The 20,608-nt window shown below is 59.2% G+C and carries 21 protein-coding genes; 9 read left to right on the forward strand and 12 right to left on the reverse strand.

Features of this window, described 5'->3' with window-relative positions; translation table 11 throughout:
- Positions 1–303: 303 nt before the first annotated feature.
- Positions 304–522 carry a DUF2970 domain-containing protein gene (locus tag ACRESD_RS19730; protein ID WP_027606482.1) on the forward strand — a complete coding sequence of 73 codons (219 nt, stop codon included), beginning with the start codon at positions 304–306 and terminating at the stop codon, positions 520–522.
- On the opposite strand, the gene ACRESD_RS19735 is transcribed toward ACRESD_RS19730, so the two are convergent.
- Complete coding sequence (locus tag ACRESD_RS19735; RefSeq protein WP_431752434.1) at positions 519–1,580, reverse strand: ABC transporter substrate-binding protein; 1,062 nt, start codon at positions 1,578–1,580, stop codon at positions 519–521. The two genes, ACRESD_RS19730 and ACRESD_RS19735, sit on opposite strands and share 4 nt — an antisense overlap.
- Positions 1,581–2,005: 425 nt before the next feature.
- Here ACRESD_RS19735 and ACRESD_RS19740 point away from each other — a divergent pair, with 425 nt between their 5' ends.
- The 3 genes from ACRESD_RS19740 (at position 2,006) to poxB (ending at position 6,016) form a co-directional block, all read left to right on the forward strand.
- Complete coding sequence (locus ACRESD_RS19740; RefSeq protein WP_431752435.1) at positions 2,006–3,664, forward strand: nitrite/sulfite reductase; 1,659 nt, start codon at positions 2,006–2,008, stop codon at positions 3,662–3,664.
- Positions 3,648–4,142 carry a DUF934 domain-containing protein gene (locus ACRESD_RS19745; protein WP_431752436.1) on the forward strand — a complete coding sequence of 165 codons (495 nt, stop codon included), beginning with the start codon at positions 3,648–3,650 and terminating at the stop codon, positions 4,140–4,142. Before ACRESD_RS19740 ends, ACRESD_RS19745 begins: the two co-directional genes overlap by 17 nt.
- A gap of 149 nt (positions 4,143–4,291) precedes the next feature.
- The gene (gene poxB / locus ACRESD_RS19750) at positions 4,292–6,016 is read left to right on the forward strand and encodes a ubiquinone-dependent pyruvate dehydrogenase (RefSeq protein WP_431752437.1); all 1,725 of its coding nucleotides are present in this window, start codon (positions 4,292–4,294) and stop codon (positions 6,014–6,016) included.
- A gap of 52 nt (positions 6,017–6,068) precedes the next feature.
- Here poxB and ACRESD_RS19755 read toward each other — a convergent pair whose 3' ends face one another.
- Entirely contained in the window at positions 6,069–6,626 is a 558-nt protein-coding gene (locus ACRESD_RS19755; protein ID WP_431752438.1) for an NADPH-dependent FMN reductase, read from the reverse strand.
- Positions 6,627–6,854: 228 nt separating this feature from the next.
- On the opposite strand from ACRESD_RS19755, the gene ACRESD_RS19760 reads away from it, so the two are divergent.
- Positions 6,855–7,091: a hypothetical protein gene (locus tag ACRESD_RS19760; protein ID WP_431752439.1), complete on the forward strand. Its 237-nt coding sequence runs from the start codon at positions 6,855–6,857 to the stop codon at positions 7,089–7,091.
- Positions 7,092–7,150: 59 nt separating this feature from the next.
- Here the strand turns inward: ACRESD_RS19760 and ACRESD_RS19765 are convergent, their stop codons facing one another.
- Together ACRESD_RS19765 and gspG are read right to left on the reverse strand one after the other, a co-directional pair.
- Positions 7,151–7,495 carry a hypothetical protein gene (locus tag ACRESD_RS19765; RefSeq protein ID WP_431752440.1) on the reverse strand — a complete coding sequence of 115 codons (345 nt, stop codon included), beginning with the start codon at positions 7,493–7,495 and terminating at the stop codon, positions 7,151–7,153.
- 103 nt (positions 7,496–7,598) lie between these two features.
- Positions 7,599–8,048 carry a type II secretion system major pseudopilin GspG gene (gspG, locus tag ACRESD_RS19770; RefSeq protein WP_431752441.1) on the reverse strand — a complete coding sequence of 150 codons (450 nt, stop codon included), beginning with the start codon at positions 8,046–8,048 and terminating at the stop codon, positions 7,599–7,601.
- Positions 8,049–8,189: 141 nt separating this feature from the next.
- Between gspG and ACRESD_RS19775 the strand changes: the two genes are divergently transcribed.
- Positions 8,190–9,083, forward strand: coding sequence for a LysR substrate-binding domain-containing protein (locus ACRESD_RS19775; RefSeq protein WP_431752442.1), 894 nt, complete (start codon positions 8,190–8,192; stop codon positions 9,081–9,083).
- On the opposite strand, the gene ACRESD_RS19780 is transcribed toward ACRESD_RS19775, so the two are convergent.
- The 6 genes from ACRESD_RS19780 to ACRESD_RS19805 form a co-directional block, all read right to left on the reverse strand.
- On the reverse strand, positions 9,080–9,649 hold the full coding sequence (locus tag ACRESD_RS19780) for a GNAT family N-acetyltransferase (RefSeq protein ID WP_431752443.1): 570 nt from the start codon (positions 9,647–9,649) through the stop codon (positions 9,080–9,082). The two genes, ACRESD_RS19775 and ACRESD_RS19780, sit on opposite strands and share 4 nt — an antisense overlap.
- 20 nt (positions 9,650–9,669) lie before the next feature.
- Positions 9,670–11,925: an Orn/Lys/Arg decarboxylase N-terminal domain-containing protein gene (locus ACRESD_RS19785; RefSeq protein WP_431752444.1), complete on the reverse strand. Its 2,256-nt coding sequence runs from the start codon at positions 11,923–11,925 to the stop codon at positions 9,670–9,672.
- A gap of 232 nt (positions 11,926–12,157) precedes the next feature.
- A complete protein-coding gene (gene dnaQ / locus ACRESD_RS19790) occupies positions 12,158–12,898 on the reverse strand; it encodes a DNA polymerase III subunit epsilon (protein WP_431752452.1) in 741 nt (246 codons plus the stop codon).
- A gap of 160 nt (positions 12,899–13,058) precedes the next feature.
- On the reverse strand, positions 13,059–13,628 hold the full coding sequence (locus ACRESD_RS19795) for a nuclear transport factor 2 family protein (protein WP_431752445.1): 570 nt from the start codon (positions 13,626–13,628) through the stop codon (positions 13,059–13,061).
- 108 nt (positions 13,629–13,736) lie between these two features.
- The gene (locus tag ACRESD_RS19800) at positions 13,737–14,840 is read right to left on the reverse strand and encodes an NAD(P)-dependent alcohol dehydrogenase (protein WP_431752446.1); all 1,104 of its coding nucleotides are present in this window, start codon (positions 14,838–14,840) and stop codon (positions 13,737–13,739) included.
- Positions 14,841–14,981: 141 nt separating this feature from the next.
- Positions 14,982–15,896 (reverse strand): helix-turn-helix domain-containing protein, encoded by a 915-nt coding sequence (locus tag ACRESD_RS19805; protein WP_431752447.1) that lies wholly within the window; start codon positions 15,894–15,896, stop codon positions 14,982–14,984.
- Between the two features lie 135 nt (positions 15,897–16,031).
- Here ACRESD_RS19805 and ACRESD_RS19810 point away from each other — a divergent pair, with 135 nt between their 5' ends.
- Positions 16,032–16,982, forward strand: a complete 951-nt coding sequence (locus ACRESD_RS19810; protein ID WP_431752448.1) for a glycerophosphodiester phosphodiesterase family protein — start codon at positions 16,032–16,034, stop codon at positions 16,980–16,982.
- Between the two features lie 3 nt (positions 16,983–16,985).
- On the opposite strand, the gene rnhA is transcribed toward ACRESD_RS19810, so the two are convergent.
- Both rnhA and ACRESD_RS19820 read right to left on the reverse strand, forming a co-directional pair.
- Positions 16,986–17,438 carry a ribonuclease HI gene (rnhA, locus tag ACRESD_RS19815; RefSeq protein ID WP_057436798.1) on the reverse strand — a complete coding sequence of 151 codons (453 nt, stop codon included), beginning with the start codon at positions 17,436–17,438 and terminating at the stop codon, positions 16,986–16,988.
- Between the two features lie 30 nt (positions 17,439–17,468).
- Complete coding sequence (locus tag ACRESD_RS19820; protein ID WP_431752449.1) at positions 17,469–18,227, reverse strand: class I SAM-dependent methyltransferase; 759 nt, start codon at positions 18,225–18,227, stop codon at positions 17,469–17,471.
- Positions 18,228–18,292: 65 nt separating this feature from the next.
- Between ACRESD_RS19820 and gloB the strand changes: the two genes are divergently transcribed.
- Positions 18,293–19,060: a hydroxyacylglutathione hydrolase gene (gene gloB, locus ACRESD_RS19825; protein WP_431752450.1), complete on the forward strand. Its 768-nt coding sequence runs from the start codon at positions 18,293–18,295 to the stop codon at positions 19,058–19,060.
- 98 nt (positions 19,061–19,158) lie between these two features.
- Positions 19,159–20,565 (forward strand): transglycosylase SLT domain-containing protein, encoded by a 1,407-nt coding sequence (locus ACRESD_RS19830; RefSeq protein ID WP_431752451.1) that lies wholly within the window; start codon positions 19,159–19,161, stop codon positions 20,563–20,565.
- The last annotated feature ends 43 nt before the right edge of the window (positions 20,566–20,608 follow it).

Consider the following 20,608-nt stretch of genomic DNA (forward strand, 5'->3'; position numbering starts at 1 on the left):
GGTCAAATGTGGGAGCTGGCTTGCCTGCGAAAGCGGCGGCACTGCCGATGAATAGGCCGCCTGTGCCGCCGCCTTCGCAGCCTCGCTAAAGCTCGACAGCTCCCACAGGAAATTGCCGATACGGCCATTGCGTCTGACGCATGTTTGCCAGCGACACAGGTCAAATGTGGGAGCTGGCTTGCCTGCGAAAGCATCACCGCGGTGTCACTGACACACCGAGGGCCCGCATCGCAGGCCAGCTCCCACATTGGTTTACAGCCTTTGAACTATGCTGTCCCTCACACACCTTGTGTCGAGGGATGTATGGACGATCCAGTCAACAACAAGCCCCCTACCTTCTGGCAAATGCTGCACAGTGTGATGGCGGCGGCGTTTGGCGTGCAGAGCGGCAAGAATCGCGCCCGCGACTTCACCCACGGCAAGCCCAGCCACTTTGTGATCCTGGGCATTCTGTTCACCGCTGTGTTTGCCTTGACGCTGTTCGGTATCGTCAAGCTAGTGCTGCATCTGGCTGGCGTTTAGCGCAACAGCAGTTGCAGGCTGAACGGATAACGGTAGGACACTGGCTTGCCGACAGCAGAAAGTGCCTGGAAATCGACCGACGCCTGAGGGCCCAGCAGGCGCTGTGCCTGGGTAGCATCAATCAGTTGGAACAACGTTTCCTTACGGTCGCGCCCGCCATAGGCATTGATGTCGACACCCTTGGCATCGTCATTGATCAACACCATCGCCCACCCGCCCAGAGTGAAATGCCCCGCCACCAGCGTACTCAACCGGCCATCCAGTCGCGCCTGCAAGATCTCCGGTGAACTGTTCACCGCACTGAACAACGCATCCTTTCCCGGTACTCGCCCGCTGTCCTCAAGCGCCTGCATGGCCCCCAGCGCCATCTCATCGTTGGCCGACCATACCAGCGTGGTCTGCGGGTAGCGCTTGAACAATTGAGTGGCTTGCTCGAAGGCGCGCTGGCGACTCCATTCACCGTAGACCAACTGGCGCAGGCGCACCTCGGGGTGCTCGGCCAGCGCTCGACGCAGCCCCTGCTCACGCAATTGCGCGGCCGGGGTGTTCTTGGCACCGGAAAACGCCAACAGGTCGATGGAGGTGCCTGGCCCTACCGGGCCGTGCTGGCGCAGCAGATCACTCAACATCAGGTAACCGGCCTGCTCATCGTCGGCCACCATGCTACAAAGCCAATCGATGCCACTGCCGAGCAATTGCGCCTGGTCAGCCGTCAGCGCGTTATTCACGATCAGCAGCTTGACCCCACTGCCCTGGGCCATGCGCAGAATCTGCGGCGCAACGTACTGCTCGTTCACCAGCACCAGGTAATCCGGCCGCTCGCCGCCTTGCAACGCTTCCCGGGCCTGGACGAGCGTGTTGCGGGCATCACGCTCGGAATAACGCACACGCAAATGCAAGCCGAGGTCCTTGGCCGCGGCCTGCATGAATTGCGCATAGCTGACCCAGAAGGTTTCCGTCGACATGCCAGGGTTGAGAAACACCACCGACGTGGCATGGGCCAGCGCCCCATACGTCGATCCCAGCAACCACACACACGTAATCAGAACCTTCAACATGGTTGTCCGAGCCTTGAAACATTGACTGCCATGATAGTGGCATTGCGACAGTCAATCGAGGCTCATTCAACACCCTTTTTACTGGTGGCTCACCCAGAACACGGCAGTGCCAACCACCAGGATAATCAGGAACAAAATCGCCCAGGCATCAACGGTACTGTCGGGTTTACGGGCTTTGGTTGAATTGCTCATCGCATCGCCTCTTGTCGGTTTTATAGGTGATTGCACGAAGACACGAGCACAGTAAAGTTGATGATTGCCCGCATGACAAATGTGGGTATCGCGATAACGGTTCTCATTAGTCAGTTTGGTTATTTACATATACCCAAACATCACTTTTGCGCATATACGCAAACTGGTATCGTGCGCCGGCTCCGTTGGGAGTGCGCGGCCGTGCGCGCAGATTTGCCGAGAACAGGACCTATATGTACGTATACGACGAATACGATCAGCGCATCATCGAGGACCGCGTCAAGCAGTTCCGTGATCAGACCCGACGCTATCTGGCAGGTGAACTGAGCGAAGAAGAGTTCCGCCCTCTGCGCCTGCAAAATGGCCTTTATGTTCAGCGCTTTGCGCCGATGCTGCGGGTAGCCGTGCCCTATGGCCAACTGACTTCGCGCCAGATGCGCATGATGGCCAAGATTGCCCGCGACTATGACAAAGGCTATGCCCACATCAGTACGCGCCAGAACGTACAGTTCAACTGGCCGGCCCTGGAAGATGTGCCGGACATCCTGGCTGAACTGGCCACCGTGCAGATGCACGCCATTCAGACCAGCGGTAACTGCCTGCGCAACGTGACCACCGACCAATTCGCCGGTGTAGCTGCCGACGAGTTGATCGACCCACGCCCTTGGTGCGAAATCGTCCGCCAATGGACCACCTTTCACCCTGAATTCGCCTACCTGCCGCGTAAGTTCAAGATCGCCATCAATGGCTCGACCTCGGACCGCGCAGCGATCGAAGTGCACGACATCGGCCTGGAGCCGGTGTACAACGCAGCCGGCGAGCTGGGCTTTCGCGTGCTGGTCGGTGGCGGCCTGGGCCGTACTCCGGTGGTCGGTGCCTTCATCAACGAGTTCCTGCCGTGGCAGGACCTGTTGAGCTACCTTGATGCCATCCTGCGGGTCTACAACCGCTATGGCCGTCGTGACAACAAGTACAAGGCCCGGATCAAGATCCTGGTGAAAGCGCTGACCCCTGAGGTATTTGCCCAGAAAGTCGACGCCGAGATGGAGCACCTGCGCGGCGGCCAGACCACCCTCACCGAAGCCGAAGTGCACCGTGTAGCCAAACACTTCGTCGACCCTGAATACAAGGCCCTGAGCAATCAGGACGCCGAGTTTGCAGCGCTGGATAAAGAACACCCGGGTTTTGCCCGCTGGCGTGCGCGCAACACCCTGGCACACAAGCAGCCGGGTTATGTCGCCGTGACCCTGTCGCTGAAACCTACCGGGGTGGCGCCGGGTGATATCACTGACAAACAGCTGGACGCCGTCGCCGACCTCGCCGACCGCTACAGCTTCAGCCAACTGCGCACCTCCCACGAGCAGAACATCATTCTCGCGGATGTGGAACAAAGCCAACTGTTCACCCTGTGGGGCGAACTGCGCGAGGGCGGTTTCGCCACGCCGAACATCGGCCTTTTGACCGACATCATCTGCTGCCCAGGCGGCGACTTCTGCTCCCTGGCCAACGCCAAATCGATCCCGATTGCCGAGTCGATCCAGCGCCGCTTCGATGACCTGGACTACCTGTTCGACATCGGCGAGCTGGACTTGAACATCTCCGGCTGCATGAACGCCTGTGGTCACCACCACGTCGGCCACATCGGCATCCTGGGCGTGGACAAGAAAGGCGAAGAATTCTACCAAGTGTCCCTGGGTGGCAGCGCCAGCCGCGATGCGAGCCTGGGCAAGATCCTCGGCCCATCCTTCGCCCAGGAAGCCATGCCCGAGGTGATCGGCAAGCTGATCGACGTGTACATCGAACAGCGCACCGAAGATGAACGCTTCATCGACACCTACCAGCGCATCGGCATCGACCTGTTCAAGGAGCGCGTCTATGCAGCGAATCATTAAAAACAACGAAGTCCTCGACGAAACCTGGCACTTGCTGCCCAAGGACGCGAGCTTCGACGGCATCTCCAACTGCGACGACCTGATCGTGCCGCTGGCCCTGTGGCGCGAACACGGCCATGCCCTCAAGGCTCGCGATGGCGGCCTGGGCGTATGGCTGGACGCCGATGAAGAAGCCGAAGAAATTGGCGAGGACGTGGCGCACTTCCAGGTCATCGCCCTGAACTTCCCGGCCTTCACCGACGGTCGCAACTACTCCAATGCCCGTCTGCTGCGTGACCGTTACGGTTACAAAGGCGAGCTGCGCGCCATTGGCGACGTGCTGCGCGACCAATTGTTCTACCTGCACCGCTGCGGGTTCGATGCCTTCGCCTTGCGCGCCGACAAAGACCCGTACGAAGCGCTGGAAAGCCTCAAGGACTTCTCGGTGACCTATCAGGCCGCTACCGATGAACCGTTGCCGCTGTTCCGTCGCCGATAACGCTTGGCAAATGAAAAAGCCCTGGCATGCCAGGGCTTTTTTGTGGCCGTCATGACGCAATCTTCATACTAAAGGGTGAACATCCGCCTGGATCGAACTGTCCTCTACTGATCAGCAGCTTTTAACCTCACTGACGATTGGAGTTCTTCATGGCGAAAATCAACCTGGCCCAGCAACTGGCGAGCACCCTTGAACAGGCGGGCATCAAACGCATCTGGGGTTTGACCGGCGACAGCCTTAACGGCCTGACTGACGCCCTGCGCACGATGGAGAGCATCGAGTGGATGCACGTTCGCCACGAAGAAGTCGCTGCGTTCGCCGCAGGTGCCGAAGCCGCCTCCACCGGTGAGTTGGCCGTATGCGCCGGTAGTTGCGGCCCGGGCAACCTGCACTTGATCAATGGCCTGTTCGATTGCCATCGCAACCATGTGCCCGTGCTGGCTATCGCCGCGCAAATTCCGTCCTCGGAAATCGGCCTCAACTACTTTCAAGAAACCCATCCTCAGGAGCTGTTCAAGGAGTGCAGCCACTTCGTCGAGCTGGTGAGTAACCCCGCGCAGATGCCCGAAGTGCTGCACCGCGCCATGCGCTCGGCGATCCTCAATCGCGGCGTGGCGGTGGTGGTGCTTCCAGGGGATGTGTCGCTGCTGGAAGTCGAAGACAAACTCAAGCCCTGGCCCGCCCTGCACGCGCCGCGCACCCTGCCCGCCGAACAGGACCTGCAACGCCTCGCCGACCTGCTCCAGGGCAGCCAGAAAGTCACCCTGCTGTGTGGCAGCGGCTGTGCCGGTGCCCATGCCCAAGTAATCGCCTTGGCTGACGCCCTCGGGGCGCCCGTGGTGCACGCCTTGCGCGGCAAGGAGCATGTGGAGTGGGACAACCCGTTCGACGTGGGCATGACTGGTCTGATCGGCTTCAGCTCGGGCTACCACGCCATGCTCAACTGCGACACGCTGGTCATGCTCGGCACCGACTTCCCCTACCGTCAGTTCTACCCGACTGACGCCAAGATCATTCAGGTCGACCGCAACCCGCAGGCCCTCGGCCGTCGCGCCACCTTGGACCTGGGCATCGCCGCCGATGTCAGCGAGACCATCGATGCACTGTTGCCCCGCTTGACCCGCAAGAGCGATCGCAGCTTTCTCGACACCTCATTGAAACACTATGAGAAAGCGCGCCAGGGGCTGGATGACCTGGCCCAGCCATCAAAAGCCAACCGACCGATTCATCCACAATACGTCGCTCGCTTACTCAGTGAACTGGCAGACGATGATGCGATTTTTACTGCCGATGTGGGTTCGCCGACCGTTTGGGCTGCACGCTACCTGAAGATGAACGGCAGGCGTCGTCTGATCGGCTCGTTCAATCACGGCTCCATGGCCAATGCCATGCCCCAGGCCATCGGTGCCCAAGCGGCATTTCCCGGGCGCCAGGTGATTTCGATGTCCGGCGACGGCGGGTTCACCATGTTGATGGGGGATTTCATTTCCTTGACCCAGTTGAACCTGCCGGTGAAAGTCATCGTGTTCAACAACTCATCCCTGGGTTTTGTCGCCATGGAAATGAAAGCAGCAGGTTACCTGGATACCGGCACCGAGCTGAAAAACCCAGATTTCGCGGCGATGTCCAACGCCATGGGTATCCTGGGGATTCGCGTGGAGCAATCCGAAGACCTGGAGCCGGCGCTGCGTCGTGCCCTGGCGCATAACGGGCCGGTTTTAGTCGACGTGGTTACCGCTTCGCAGGAATTGGTCATGCCGCCCAGCATCAAGCTTGAGCAAGCCAAGGGGTTCAGCCTGTATATGCTCAAGGCAGTCATGAGTGGGCGTGGCGACGAGGTGATTGAACTGGCGCGCACCAACTGGCTGCGCTGATCTGAAAATGTGGGAGGGGCTTGCCCCTCCCACATTGGATTACACGGCCAAGTCAGGCTTTTTGTTTTTCCACCCATTTTGCGTAGGCGTCGATGAAGGCCTGCAGGAATGGCTTGGTTTTCTCCGAGACCTTGCCCGCCTCATCAAACACACTGCCCGCGCCGCCCAGGTAGGCTTCCGGCTGCTGCATGCAAGGCACATCCAGGAACACCAGGGACTGGCGCAGATGATGGTTGGCGCCAAAACCACCAATGGCGCCCGGCGATACGCTGATGATCGCCCCAGGCTTGCCGCTCCAGGCGCTTTTGCCATAAGGGCGGGAACCCACGTCGATGGCATTCTTCAACGGCGCGGGCACGGAACGGTTGTATTCCGGGGTCACGAACAGCACCGCGTCGGATGAGCTCACTTGTTGACGGAAAGTACTGTAGGCTGCCGGCGGCGCACCTTGGTCGATGTCCTCGTTGTAGAGCGGCAAATCGCCAATTTCTACAATGTTCAACTTGAGGTTGGCCGGGGCCAGTTCGGCCAATGCCAGGGCGACCTTGCGGTTGATCGACTCTTTTCTCAAGCTGCCAACCAGGACGGCAATCGTGTAGACCTTGCTCATTGAGGTTTTCCCGACGTCTGACTAAAGGAGTGTGTAGTTATAGAGCCTCCGTGGCGTGTTCACCAGCAGGTTTTGATAATCCCCCAGCCGTTTGCCACGCAACACTACGCGTAGGAAACGTCTGAAACATTCAACGAATAGTATTTTTTTCCTATAGGTAAACTACCCCGCTCCATGACGGTCTACAGAACCGCAAATCGAGTGTTTATCTCCAGAGGTTCTAAACAGATGGCTGCAGTACTTGTCGGACAGTTCCATGCCAGAGACGCAGAGGGACGCGTGTATTCGGTGCATGAGTTCCAGGAATCCAACCCGGCGCAGGACAGCCAGGCTGGCTCGACGCCTTCCACCACCTACAAGTTGGCCATTGGCGACCGCGTAGAAAAACTGGAAGGTGATGAATTCAAATTGATTCAGTCAGGCACGATCATCGTGCGCGAATCGCCAACCACCCTCGCCTCATAAGACCCCGCCTGGTCGACCTGCTCAGTCCTGGCCCTTGACGCCATTGACTGGGCCGGGGGTCACCGATTACGTATCTCCGTCACCTCGATACCCTGCTCACCGTCAACTTGCTTGAGCGTCACCATCAACTGCCCTCTCTCGCCCTCGACGACAAACATCGAACGTTTGTATCCCGATGCGTTGCTGGTGGGGTAAGCGACAACCTGCCTGACCAACGCCATTTCCAATACAGCACCCACGCGTTCGCTCACCGGCTCTTGGGCGCGGATAAAAGCTTCGAGTGCGAGGGTTTCAGGCGAGTGTTCTTCGTAATTGTTCAAGAGATAAGCAGCCGCACACCCCACGGTTACCAGCACCAGGAGTTGTTTGGCCGTCACCCCGAAAAAGTTCGTGGGTAGAGGCATTCGAGACCAGACCTATTGTTGTTTTAAGTGCCGAGTCGTCGGCATTGGTCGTTGATGATCAGACGCGTCATTCTAATCAGGTCGCCAGGTAATGCCAGATCTATCAGAGGTCGCCGTAGGTAATATCTTTGTTTTCCCCGACACCGCCCAGCGTGCGGTCCTTGCCGAACGAGAACAAGTCAAAGGGTGTATTGGGCTGGTTCGACGGATAGTGATACTGGTAGGCAACACCCCAAGGGTCCATCAGCAAGTCCTCGCTGATATAAGGGCCTTGCCATTTCGACTCGCCGGCCGGTTGCCGAGTGAGCGCTTCCAACCCTTCGTCATCGCTGGGATAGCGGCCGATGTCTTGATGAAAGCGTTCGATAGCCCCGCCCAACTGACTCACTTGGGCTTTCGCGCTGGCTATCTCGGCCAAGTTCACATCACCAAACAAGCGTGGCCCCAAGGCCAGGGCCAATAGGCCAATGATGAGTAGCCCCACCAATATCGCCCAGCGCGTATAGCCACGTTGGCTGTGCTGCTGTCCATTGACTGTCTTTGATCCGGGCACTGGAACACTCCCTGATGATCCTCGGTTCGTACGCTCTTTATAGGGCCTGCTCATTGCAGTTGCACGCACGATTTACAGCGCAAGACTCGCTCTTTTCCCACAGCCATTGAAACCCCGTCCTGCGCACCCTAGACTCCGGCGATGCGTTTACGTCATATCGAAGTGATTCAAGCCATCTTGCAAACCGGACACCTCGGCACCGCTGCCGAATGGTTGCAACTCCCCGTGGGCGATGTGGATGCCGCGCTCAAGGACGCCGAGCAGCAATTGGGCTTCATGCTGTTTGCCAGTGTACGCGGGCGTTTGCAAGCCACCCGCGAGACCCTTGAGTTGCAGGCTGAAATCGCCCACCTGTACGAAGCGCTGGAGCCCGTGCAACGCCTGGCCAGCCGCTTGAAGCACCACCATGCCCCTACCCTGCGGGCCTTGTGCACTCCGCCCCTGGCCAACCAGTTGCTGCCGCAAAGTATCGCCGTGCTGCGCCGACGCTTCCAGGACACGCCGTGCAACCTGTCGAGCCAGCCGACCCGCGAGATTGTCAGGAGCCTGCTGCTGCACGAAGCCGACGTGGGTCTGAGCCTGCATGACCCGGAACATCCTCAAATCCAAAGCACCGTGCTGGCCCAGGGCAAACTGCAATTGCTTGCTCCCCATGGCTGGCTCAAACCCAAGCAAAAGTACATTGCGCTACAAGACCTTGCCGGGCAGTCGATGATCGGCCTCGAAGGCCAGGACCCGATGAGCCGCCTGCTGGACGCCAAACTGCAAGCCCTGCGCCCACTGCCAGTGGTACAGACGCGGGTACAGACCTACCAGATGATGCGCAGCATGGTGGAGGCCGGGGAAGGTTTGGCGATTGTCGATCCCTTTACCGCGTTTGGCGCACGGGAGGCCGGGTTGGATGCATGCCCGGTGTCACCGCCGATCCTGGTCAACCTGTATGCACTGACCCTGAAGGACGGCGCGACCTCCCCGGCCCTGAATGGGTTGCTGGAGATTGTCACGCAGAAGGCCGAAAGCCTGTTGGCGGGTTAAGGCGATTCGGTTTCCGTCTTGAACAAGCGGTACCAGAAAATCGCCACCTCGCGGGTTTGCGGATCAATGCCGCGATAGCGCAGGTGATCGACACCGCCCATTACATACCCACAGCGCTCATACAAGCGACAAGCCCCGAGGTTGTTGTTCTGGGTTTCCAGCATCATGCCCGGCAGGCTTTTCTTGCGGCTCCAGAACTGCGCCACGTCCAACAGCGCCTTGGCCACCCCATGGCGCCGCGCAGGCAGGGCCACCGCCAACTCATCAACGTGCGCAAAGCCGTTCCAATTGGTGCTCACCACGATGTGCCCCACCGCCCGGTCATCGAGGTAAGCCATGAAGATTGCACTGTCGGCGGCATCACGGAAACTGGCGAACTCTTCAGGGTCGATGCCATAACACTTGCGATACGGCAGTACCCGTTCCACCGGCCACTCATCGACCCGCTTGCCCATCTGCGGCAGGCCATAGGCGCTGACCTCAAAGCTGAAATCATTGCCCCACACGTAGGTATCAAAACCCTCGTCGGCCACCCGGACACTGAGCCCCGGATACTTCGGATTCATTACAGCTTGCATAACCATTTTTAACCCTTGATGCAATCGACGGTGTAACAACGACCGCTGCCGTCATCTTCGTGTTGTAGCCCGTGAACATCGGCAACAAACCCAGGGAAACCGCTATCGAATGTACGGGCGAACGCCAGGTAATCAATGATCGACCGCGTTGCCTCGGTAAAACGTTCGCCGGGCATGATCAATGGAATGCCCGGCGGGTAAGGCACCAGCATCACGGCTGCGATGCGCCCTGGCAAGGCGTCTATGGATACAGCTTCCACCTCGCCCTTGACCAACTGGTCGTATGCATCGGCCGGTTTCATCGCAATCTCGGGCAGTACCGTGTACATGCGCTTGAGGTGCTTCGCGGTGGCATTGCTGCGGTAACAACTGTGCAATTGGTCGCATAGGTCACGCAAACCCAGGCCCTGATAGCGCGATGGACCCTGGGCATACACCGATGGCAAGCAAGTGGCCAGGCTGACATTCGCGTCGTAGTTGCGTTTGAACTCCAGCAACTCGGTGAGCAAGGTACTCCATTTGCCTTTGGTAATCCCCATGGAAAACAACACGAGGAACGAATACAAGCCTGTCTTCTCCACCACCAGCCCGCGCTCCCAGAGGAACTTGCTGACCACCGCCGCAGGAATACCACAATCGCTCAAGGCACCGCCGGCGTTGAGACCGGGCATCACCAGCGTGACTTTGATGGGGTCCAACAACACATAATCCTCGGCCACGTCGCCAAAGCCATGCCAATCATCTCCGGGATGCAACAGCCAATCCGTCGTGGCAACCCGGTCGATACCTGCCACCGACGGTGGTTGCCAAATCGAGAACCACCAGTCTTCAGCAGCGATATGCTGGCGCAGGTTGGCCAACGCACGACGGAAGCTCAGGGCTTCATCGAACATTTCCTGCAACAGCGAACGCCCGGCCGGGCCCTCCATCATGGCCGAGGCGACGTCGAGCGAGGCAATGATGCTGTACTGCGGCGATGTCGAGATATGCATCATGAAAGCTTCGTTGAAGCGATCGCGGTCCAGTTGGCGGGCACCTCCATCCTGAACATGGATCATCGACGCCTGGCTGAATGCGGCCAGCAACTTATGCGTCGAGTGGGTGGTGAACACCAGCGGGCTGTCCGGCGTACGCGAGGTGCCCATGCCGTAGCGACCGGCGAAAAACTCGTGGAAGGCTGCATAGGCGTACCAAGCCTCATCAAAGTGCAGCACCTCAACGCTGCTGCCCAGTTGCTGCTTGATCAACTCCGCGTTGTAACACAGGCCGTCGTAGGTCGAGTTGGTCACTACCGCCATCTTCACCTTCGGCGGCCGACCACGGGTTAAAGGACAGGCATCGATCTTGGCGCGGATGGCCTCGGGGCTGAACTCGCTCAGGGGAATCGGGCCAATGATCCCCAGTTCGTTGCGCTCCGGGCACAGGTACAGCGGGATCGCACCGGTCATGATGATCGAATGCAGCACCGACTTGTGACAGTTGCGGTCCACCAGCACCAAGTCATTGCGACCGACCATGGAGTGCCAGACGATCTTGTTGGCGGTGGACGTGCCATTGATCACGAAGAAAGTGTGATCAGCACCAAAGTTGCGTGCGGCACGAGCCTCGGCTTCCGCCAGCGGGCCGGTATGGTCCAGTAGCGAGCCAAGTTCCGGCACGGAAACGGACAAGTCCGAACGCAGTGTGTTTTCCCCAAAAAACTGATGGAACGCCTGCCCCACCGGACTTTTGCGATAGGCCACGCCGCCCCCATGGCCGGGGGTGTGCCAGGAATAGTTGGAGTCGGCAGTGTGCTGCACCAATGCCTTGAAGAACGGCGGCAACAAACCATCCAGGTAAGCACGTGCGGCGCGAGCGACTTGCCGGGCGAGAAACGGCACGGTGTCTTCGAACAGATAAAGAATGCCGCGCAGTTGATTGAGTTCACTCATGGCGTCGGCCGGGGCGTTTTCCAAGGTGACTTGCTCGCCGAGAGCGAAGATCGGCAGGTTGGGCGCCCTCACCCGCGCCAGGCGAATCAGTTCGACCATGTTTTGCAACAGATGGGTATTTTCCCCAGCCCCTTCGGCAGCGATCAGCATGCAGGCCAGGCCGTGATGGGTCGACGCCACCAGACGGCCTTCGGCATAGTCCACTGCGGAAAAGATACTGAAGCCCTCTTGCTCCAACTCCCTGGCGATGCCTCGAACCCGGTCACCGGCAACGGTGTCGGCCTTGATGTCGCGGTGCACGATCAGAACGGGGAACTTCAGGTCTTTGTACATGACGGCTTGTAGTCCTGAGGGCTATGCACTCAGGGTAGAAGCTGGGAGAGGATGTGGCGAATGAAGATTCTTGAGAGCACTGCAAATAAACTGTGGGAGCTGGCTTGTGTGGGAGCTGGGCTTGCCCGCGATGCAGGCACCTTGGTGTGTTAGTCACTCCGCGGTGATGCCATCGCAGGCAAGCCCGGCTCCCACAGCCAGCTCCCACATTTTCTACTGCGCTCAGCCGGGATTATTGCTCGGTCAGCTGCGACCACAATGCCGGTGCACCGGCCGACTTGGCAATTGCTTCCAACCGTGCCGCATGCTCCGCCAGGTCTTGCTCGCTGGCCCGGATAATCGTGGTGGGTTTGCGATCGGTTGGCAGGCGGCGGATTTCCGAAGGGCGATTGCCCGAGCCTTCCGCGGAGCCGCTGCCGTCCGACGCGTTACCGGCCAGGGACAGACTGGTCTGGCCGCCGGTCATGGTCAGGTAGACGTCGGCGAGAATCTCGGAGTCGAGCAAGGCGCCGTGCAGTTCACGGCCAGAGTTGTCGACACCGTAGCGTTTGCACAGGGCATCGAGGCTGTTGCGCTGGCCCGGATGGCGCTCACGGGCCATCATCAGGGTATCGAGAATCGAGCAGTGTTTGGAAATATCCGCGCGATCCGTCTGCCCCATCAAGGCGAATTCATTATTGATAAAGCCGACGTCGAACGCCGCGTTATGGATGATCAACTGGGCGCCGTTGATGAACTCGAAGAACTCATCAGCCACTTCGGCAAAGCGCGGCTTGCCTTTGAGGAATTCATCGGTGATACCGTGGACGCCAATGGCGCCTTCGTCACTGTCCCGGTCCGGTTGCAGATAGACGTGGAAATGACGACCGGTGAGACGGCGACCCATCAACTCGACGCAGCCGATTTCGATGATCCGGTGACCATCGGTCACCGGCATGCCAGTGGTTTCGGTATCGAGTACAACAGATCGGATGGCCATCAGGGTTCAGCTCTCAACGGTTCGGTGCATTTGCCAGGGGCGAGATATTAGCACGCTCTATAAGCGAAGCGACCCATGGCGCAAAACCATGGGCGCGTGTCCAACCGTTTTTTACAAGGTTCAGCCAACCTTCCGATCCTGTGACCGATGCCGATTACTGGGTCTTTTTGATCAGATCAAAATCCCGCAAGGCTACGTAGGGGTCCCAGTATTCACGCACGGCCTGGATCTGCCCGTCCTTGGCCATCCGCAGAATGGCGATGAACGTCTGGTGGTAGGGCTTGCCGCTGGAACGGATCACACCGTCGCTGGTGTACTCAAACACATAAGTGCCCTTTTCGGTGGTCTCAAGCAGGGTCCAGGTCTTGGGTTCGCTGTACTTCAAGTTGCCCATTTGCTTGCTGAAATTGGTGAAGTAGTCCGTCATCTCCTGGCGGCCCTTGTTCACGCGTTTGAAGCCTGCGTTCGGGAAGTCGTCTACCGGTGCATAGGTCAACTCATAAGCGCCATCCTTCGTGTAGTACTTGGCCATTTCAGCCGGGTGCTCCGACCAACCATCCAGGCTACGCCAGTAAAACTCTGCCACGTCAGCCTTGGTGTACCCCGGCGACAGGTAGTAAAAACCACCCTGTTCTTTAATCACTGCTTTGGGTTGAGCGTTAACCCCGGCGGCAAAGACTGCCGTGGTAACCAACACACCCAGTAACCATCCACGAAGGCTCATCATATTTACTACCTCACTTTCGATTGACTAACGGGTTGATTCGGCTTTATTGCGGGCGCAACCTTCCCGATGCGGCCATGGCCTGACAGCACCTGTGCAAGGTGTGGCTTAATGGGGCATGCGCAAAACGGCCTTGATGGTTTCGCCGGAATGGATATCAGTGATCGCCTCGTTGATCTGCGTCAGGTCGTAGAAGCGGATCATCTTGTCCACCGGGAAACGGCCTTGCTGGAACAACGCCACCAGTCGAGGCAAGAAGACTGAAGGTGCCGCGTCGCCCATGATGCTGCCACGCACCACCCGGCCCCGGATCAGTTGCATGACATCCAGAGGCAGTTGAGTGCCGGGAGCGACCACGCCGGTCAGCACCGCCTCCCCACCCTCTTCCAGCACCTTGACCGCGCTGGCCATCACGCCAACATGACCGGCGCATTCGACTGAATATTTCACCCCCCTGCCACCGGTCAGCGCCATGATCTGCTGCACCGCGTCGCTCTGGCTCGCATCAATCAGGTGGGTCGCGCCCATCTCCTGGGCAACCGACAGGCGTGAGGCTTGCGTATCGACGGCAATGATCGGGTTGCAACCGATAGCCCGTGCGGCCATGACCGCACTCAGGCCCACCGCGCCCATACCGAACACCGCGATGGCTGTGCCGGGCGCGGGTTTCAAGGTATTCATCACCGCCCCGGCACCGGTCATCACGCCACAAGCAAAGGGCCCCAGAAACTCCAGTGGTGCGTCGTCCGCAACCTTGACGAGGCTGCTGGCGGTGACCACCGCGTAGTTGGCGAACGAAGACTGGCCGAAAAAGTGGCTGTGTACTGGCCGCCCATTGTCATGCAACGACACCGAGCCATCGGCACGAGACGCTTTCCAGTTGTAATCGAAATGCTCGTCGCAGTAAGTCGGCAGGCCACTGGCGCAGTGGCTGCATTGACCACAGAAACCCAAGGAGAGGATGACCTTGTCACCCACCTGCACATGGCTGACATTCGGCCCGATTTGCTCGACGATGCCAGCACCTTCATGGCCGAGCACAACGGGCATCGCAACCGCGATCTGCTGGTCGCGTACGGCGAGGTCGGTGTGGCAGATGCCTGTGGCGATGATTTTGACCCGGACTTCGCCGCTGCGCGGTGTGTCCAGTTGCAATTGGCGCAGGTCAAACAGTGGGCCTTTGCCTTCGGTAACGGCAGCCAGGATTTTCATGGCGTTTTTTCTCTACAACGTCAGTGGCTTGATGCTGGTTACCAGAGTAACCAGTCGTTGAAGCCAGACTAACGAGCAGATCTGCCGGCAGCTTTACCTTGCCTGCTGTTGTGTTGACGCTTCTTGCGCAATGAGCGGCATCTAAGGGCGACGCAGCTCGCTGGCAGACTGCCCGACAATCCGGCGGAACGCTCGAGAAAACTGGCTGGCACCGGCAAACCCGGTGTCCAGGGCAATGTCCAGCAGGCTGCGGTCAGTGGTGGTAATCAAGTGCTTGGCCCGGTTGACCCGGCACAGCAACAAGTACTGGTAGGGTGACATCCCGAAGGTACGTCGGAATACGCGCGAGAAATGGTAAGGGCTGAGGTTCACGATGTTCGACAAATCGGCCAGGCGTACCTCATTCGCCAGGGAAGCTTCGATGTATTCGGTCAAGCGCTGACGCTGCACCAGACCCAGTTCTCCGGCATTGGCCGGCAAAGCCTCGGGCAGTTGTTGCAGCGAACGCACCTCCTGCATCAGCAGCATGACCAGCGTTTCCAGGTACAGCGTATCGGTCCTGCCGTCACGTACGACCTGATCCAGACGTTCAAGCAACCCTCGCAGGAACCTGTCGTGACAGCTGATCAGCGGCTTGAGATCTTTTTGGGCGTGATAAGTCGGACAGACTTCGGCCAATTGATCCTCATCAACCGACACCAATACATAGCCAACCCTGGCACGCTCCCCCGTCCAGCCTTCGAACAAGGCCCCCGCCGGGATAAAGTCAATGAGCTGATCCAAAGCCCGCGCCCCAGCCTGCCTCAGGCCATCGATACTGACCTCGCCATCGCTGACCGAGCCCTGCCGATAAAGCACAAACTGGTGCTGCTGGCGGCGCATTTCAAACTGGTGAGGGCGATGGGCTACTTGCACACACTCGATAGCTCCCCAGGGCGGCAGCGCACGATGAATCATCTGCGAGATTCCTGGCGGCGTGTACGTCAGGCCCTCGGGCTCGCTCTCCACCGCTTCGTCGAGAAACACCTGGATATCGGCATGGGGTGAAGAGGACATCCAGCGCTCCCTGATGGAATTCGGTAAGGTAGTAATTAAATGACGGCTACTTTCGTTTATCAAACAGGCCAGTCATTACGTCATTTCCGTGCCCCGACAGTATGCCGGGCATGCCCCTGATAACGCGAACGCCCGATGATTGAAACCCGATATGCCAGTGCACTGCTGATCACCAGCCTCCTTCTGGGTGGATGCGCCTCTCTGCCGGCGCCCGACACCTCGGGCGAGCAACTGCCGCTGATCGTGGCGCACCGAGGTGGCACGGCCGACTTTCCGGAGAACACCCTGTTGGCTGTCGACAATGCCTTGCGCAATCACGTCGACATGCTCTGGCTCACCGTCCAACTGAGCAGTGACGATGTGCCCGTGCTGTATCGGCCGGCCGACCTGAGCGCCAATACCCAAGGCTCGGGCGCTGTAGCCGAAAAAACATGGGCCCAGTTGCAGCAACTCAACGCCGGATGGCAGTTCAAGCAAACGGCAACCAATGGCCAGGTGACGTATCCCTATCGCACCCAGGCCGTATCGCTGCCCTCATTGCAACAGGCCCTCGCGGTGATTCCAGCCACAACGCCCATTATCCTCGACATGAAAGCCTTGCCGGCCGCTCCCCAGGCCAAGGCGGTCGCACGGGTGCTGGAGCAACACCACGCCTGGAACCGGGTGCTGATCTACTCCACCGATGCCAGCTACCAGCAGGCATTCGCTCAGTACCCTCAGGCCCGCCTGTTCGAATCCCGAGACAATACCCGTGACCGCTTGGCAAACGTCGCCCTGGCGCACAGCTGTAATCCGGCGCCACAAGCCGGTAGCTGGGTGGCGTTTGAATATCAGCGCAAGGTCGAATTGGTGGAAACCTTCACCCTTGGTGAAGCCCGTTCACCCGTGACGGCCAAACTATGGACACCCCAAGCCATCGACTGCTTTCAATCCAAAGGCAAGTTGAGCATGTTGGCGATCGGGATAAACAGCGAAGACGATTATCGGGCGGCGGCTTGCCTGAAAATCGACGCGGTACTGGTGGACTCGCCGCGCACCATGCGGGATATAAAGCAGCGCCTCGAACGGCCGCTGCTGTGTCACTGAGCATCAGCTCTGCTTGTAACCGCGCACGTCATCCACCCCGCGGTTAGCCAACTGGTCAGCCCGTTCGTTACCGGGGTGGCCAATGTGCCCGCGTACCCATTTCCAGGTGATGTTGTGGCGGTTGCATTGCTCGTCGAGCAACTGCCAGAGGTCGGCATTCTTCACTGGCTCCTTGGCCGCAGTCTTCCAACCGCGCTTCTTCCAGTTGACCATCCACTCGTTGATGCCTTTCATGACGTACTGCGAGTCAGTCACCAGCAACACGTCGCAACGGCGCTTGAGTTCTTCGAGGCCACGAATGGCACCCATCAGCTCCATGCGATTGTTGGTGGTATTGGGCTCGCCGCCCCAGAGTTCCTTCTCCACGCCCTTGCACACCAGCAAGGCGCCCCAGCCGCCAGGGCCAGGGTTGCCCTTGCAGGCGCCGTCGGTGAAGAGTTCTACGCTATCGGTCATCGGTTACTCGGTCTGAAATCAAGAAGAGGTTTACGGTTCGCTTTGCTTGCGATTGACCTTGGCCATCGGCATCGGCACCAGTTTGCCCACGGGCTGGCGTAACACCTGACGCACCGGCCGTAGTCCAACCACAATCTTGCGCGCTACCAATAAATAGAAGCCGCCACCCGACAGTTGCCAGCCCCCAGCCCGGCGTTCCCAGCCAGCCAGACGCGCCTGCCACTTGGTCGAGGCAAGCGGCGGACGATAGCACCCGAAGCGGCGTTTCTCCAGCGCGAAGCCCAGCAGGTTCAGCCAGTCGCCTACTCGCGAAGGCGCGATGCAACGCGCCTGGCGCAGGCCATCGTGGGCGAACACATGGCGCAGCCCCCAACTGCTCCAGGGATTGATGCCAATAATCAGCAAATGGCCACCAGGGCGTACGCTGCTGGCAGCTTCACGCAGCAAACCATGGGGCGACAGGCAAAAGTCCAGGCCATGCTGCAACACCACCACATCGGCGGCGTGTTCGCTCAGCGGCCAGGCTTGTTCCTCGCAGACGATTTCCACCCCCGGCAATGGCGCGCCCAGGCGTACATTGCGCTGCACCTGCGGCGCCGATGGCGGCGTTTGCGCCGAGGGACCGTAGTGCACGAGGTAGCCACCAAAGAACCGGCCCAGCTCGTCTTCGAGCATGCGCCGTTCTTCATCCAGCAGGAATTGCCCAATCGGCCCGGACAGCCACTCGCGGGCCGCACTGATCAGGGCCAGCCACTCAGGATCGGCCTGGGCGAACGCTTTATCAGTCATTGCATTCTCCAACTCGCCTAGACGTTCTAAGATGCACCAATGTGTTCAGCTTGGCGAATCGAAGAATGATACAGATCAGTGCGCTACCTGCCTTCACCGACAACTACATCTGGTTGTTACAAGACCCACGCACCCAGCACTGCGCTGTCGTCGACCCGGGTGATGCCGAACCGGTACTCGCTTGGCTCAAGGCCAACCCTGGCTGGGCGCTCAGCGACATCCTGATCACCCACCATCACCATGATCATGTCGGCGGCGTCGAGCAACTGAAAAGTGTTACAGGAGCCAAGGTCTATGGCCCCGCCAACGAGAAGATCCCGGCGCGGGACGTTGCCCTGCAAGATAACGATCGCGTGACAGTGCTGGGTTGGGATTTCGACGTTTATACAGTGCCCGGCCATACCTTGGGCCACATCGCCTATTACCATCAGGGCGTACTGTTTTGTGGCGATACGCTGTTTGCCGCCGGCTGTGGGCGCCTGTTCGAAGGCACGCCCGAACAGATGCACACCTCCTTGGAGCGTCTGTCCGCCCTGCCTGCCGACACCTTGGTGTACTGCACCCACGAATACACACAAAGCAACCTCAAGTTTGCCCAAGCAGTGGAACCGGATAACGCCGATATCGCCGAACGGGTGGAAAACGTCCGCCAACGGCGCGCGCGGGGTGAGATCACGTTGCCGTCCGACTTGGCCCTGGAAAAACGCACCAACCCCTTTCTGCGCACCTCTGAAACATCCGTTAAACAAAAAGCGGACGAACGGAATGGCCGCGACAACCGCTCTGGGGCCGAGGTGTTTGCTAGCTTGAGGGCATGGAAAGATAAGTTCTAACGTGAAGCAATCTGATACGTAATTTCTGAATGGTTGACCGGAACCAAAGTGCTTTCTAGAATCGCCCGACATTTTTGCCCGGAACTTACTTCCAGCCAATGTCGTCATCTATTCGTAAATCCATCTCTTCAGACGCATTGACCCGCCTGGCTCAAGCCGTGGCGGTGGCTGTGTCCGCGACTCTGGCGGGCTGCCAATCGACAAATTTCGCTGCACAATCCACCGTGCAACCCAAACCCAATCTTGCCGCCAAGATCAAGCAAAAACCTATCTGGCTCTCAGAGAAGCCCAGCCCCGAAGTGCCCCAGGATGTCTGGGAACGCATGCGTCGGGGCTTTCAATTGCAGGACGGGGTAGGCGTCAACCCGCGCATTGAGCAGCAGCGCTTGTGGTTCGCCAGTAACCCGTCCTTCCTGGAGAACGCCGGAGAACGCGGCAGTCTCTACATTCATTACATCGTCGAACGCCTTGAAGAACGCAACATGCCCCTGGAGCTGGCGCTACTGCCAGTGATTGAAAGTGCCTACAACCCAATGGCCTATTCCCGTAGCGATGCGGTCGGCCTGTGGCAGTTCATCCCCTCCACCGGGCGCTACTTCAACCTGCGCCAGACCCGGGCGTACGACGGCCGCCGCGACATCACCGCATCCACCACCGCCGCCCTGGACTACCTGACACGTCTGCATGACATGTTCAACGGCGACTGGTTGCTGGCCCTGGCGGCGTATAACGCCGGCGAAGGTACGGTCAGCCGGGCCATCGAGCGCAACGAAAAGCTCGGCCTGCCCACCGACTATTGGAACCTGCCCCTGCCCCAGGAAACCAAGGACTACGTGCCCAAGTTCCTGGCGCTGTCCCAGGTGGTGCTGGCTCCGGAAGCGTACGGTGTCAACCTGAACCCGATCGCCAACCAGCCGTACTTTGAAGTCGTTGAAGTCAAGCAGAGCATGGACCTGTCTCGGGTTGCCGCACTGGCGGAAATCGACGAAGACGAACTGTTCCAACTCAACCCGGCCCTGAAACAACGCACCACCCTGGACGGTCCCCAGCATTTGCTGGTGCCAAGCTCCAAGGCGCAGTTGCTGACCAGCACCCTTTCGACGATGCGGCCGGAAGAGTTGCTCGCCATGCGTCCGAAAAAGGCGGTGTTCGACGAAGTCGAGACCAAGGCAGTGGCCGGACGTACCCGCAGCTATAAAGTGCGCACGGGTGACAACCTCACCCAGATTGCCAAGGCCAACAAGGTCGATGTGCATGACCTGCAGCGCTGGAACAAGCTCAACGGCCAGGCACTCAAGGTCGGCCAGACCCTGGTGATGCAGGACACGCGCAAAGTCGTGGCCAGCAGCAAGAAGCCGGTGCAGTACAAGGTCAAGAAAGGCGACTCGCTGTACATCGTCGCCAAGCGGTTCAACGTCGAGATGCAACATCTCAAGCGCTGGAACCCACGGACTGGCCAGGCGTTGAAGCCGGGGCAGATGCTGGTGGTTTCCGGGCCGCGATAAGGCTAGGGACCATGTGGGAGCGGGCTTGCTCGCGAATTCGGTG

The sequence above is a fragment of the Pseudomonas sp. genome, assembly GCF_050739995.1.
GTDB lineage: Bacteria > Pseudomonadota > Gammaproteobacteria > Pseudomonadales > Pseudomonadaceae > Aquipseudomonas.

Coding starts and splice junctions, on each gene's coding strand:
- ACRESD_RS19730 (WP_027606482.1), top strand. CDS start 304: ATGGACGATCCAGTCAACAACAAGCCCCCTACCTTCTGGCAAATGCTG.
- ACRESD_RS19735 (WP_431752434.1), bottom strand. CDS start 1,580: ATGTTGAAGGTTCTGATTACGTGTGTGTGGTTGCTGGGATCGACGTAT.
- ACRESD_RS19740 (WP_431752435.1), top strand. CDS start 2,006: ATGTACGTATACGACGAATACGATCAGCGCATCATCGAGGACCGCGTC.
- ACRESD_RS19745 (WP_431752436.1), top strand. CDS start 3,648: ATGCAGCGAATCATTAAAAACAACGAAGTCCTCGACGAAACCTGGCAC.
- poxB (WP_431752437.1), top strand. CDS start 4,292: ATGGCGAAAATCAACCTGGCCCAGCAACTGGCGAGCACCCTTGAACAG.
- ACRESD_RS19755 (WP_431752438.1), bottom strand. CDS start 6,626: ATGAGCAAGGTCTACACGATTGCCGTCCTGGTTGGCAGCTTGAGAAAA.
- ACRESD_RS19760 (WP_431752439.1), top strand. CDS start 6,855: ATGGCTGCAGTACTTGTCGGACAGTTCCATGCCAGAGACGCAGAGGGA.
- ACRESD_RS19765 (WP_431752440.1), bottom strand. CDS start 7,495: ATGCCTCTACCCACGAACTTTTTCGGGGTGACGGCCAAACAACTCCTG.
- ACRESD_RS19775 (WP_431752442.1), top strand. CDS start 8,190: ATGCGTTTACGTCATATCGAAGTGATTCAAGCCATCTTGCAAACCGGA.
- ACRESD_RS19780 (WP_431752443.1), bottom strand. CDS start 9,649: ATGAATCCGAAGTATCCGGGGCTCAGTGTCCGGGTGGCCGACGAGGGT.
- ACRESD_RS19785 (WP_431752444.1), bottom strand. CDS start 11,925: ATGTACAAAGACCTGAAGTTCCCCGTTCTGATCGTGCACCGCGACATC.
- ACRESD_RS19795 (WP_431752445.1), bottom strand. CDS start 13,628: ATGAGCCTTCGTGGATGGTTACTGGGTGTGTTGGTTACCACGGCAGTC.
- ACRESD_RS19800 (WP_431752446.1), bottom strand. CDS start 14,840: ATGAAAATCCTGGCTGCCGTTACCGAAGGCAAAGGCCCACTGTTTGAC.
- ACRESD_RS19805 (WP_431752447.1), bottom strand. CDS start 15,896: ATGTCCTCTTCACCCCATGCCGATATCCAGGTGTTTCTCGACGAAGCG.
- ACRESD_RS19810 (WP_431752448.1), top strand. CDS start 16,032: ATGATTGAAACCCGATATGCCAGTGCACTGCTGATCACCAGCCTCCTT.
- rnhA (WP_057436798.1), bottom strand. CDS start 17,438: ATGACCGATAGCGTAGAACTCTTCACCGACGGCGCCTGCAAGGGCAAC.
- ACRESD_RS19820 (WP_431752449.1), bottom strand. CDS start 18,227: ATGACTGATAAAGCGTTCGCCCAGGCCGATCCTGAGTGGCTGGCCCTG.
- gloB (WP_431752450.1), top strand. CDS start 18,293: ATGATACAGATCAGTGCGCTACCTGCCTTCACCGACAACTACATCTGG.
- ACRESD_RS19830 (WP_431752451.1), top strand. CDS start 19,159: ATGTCGTCATCTATTCGTAAATCCATCTCTTCAGACGCATTGACCCGC.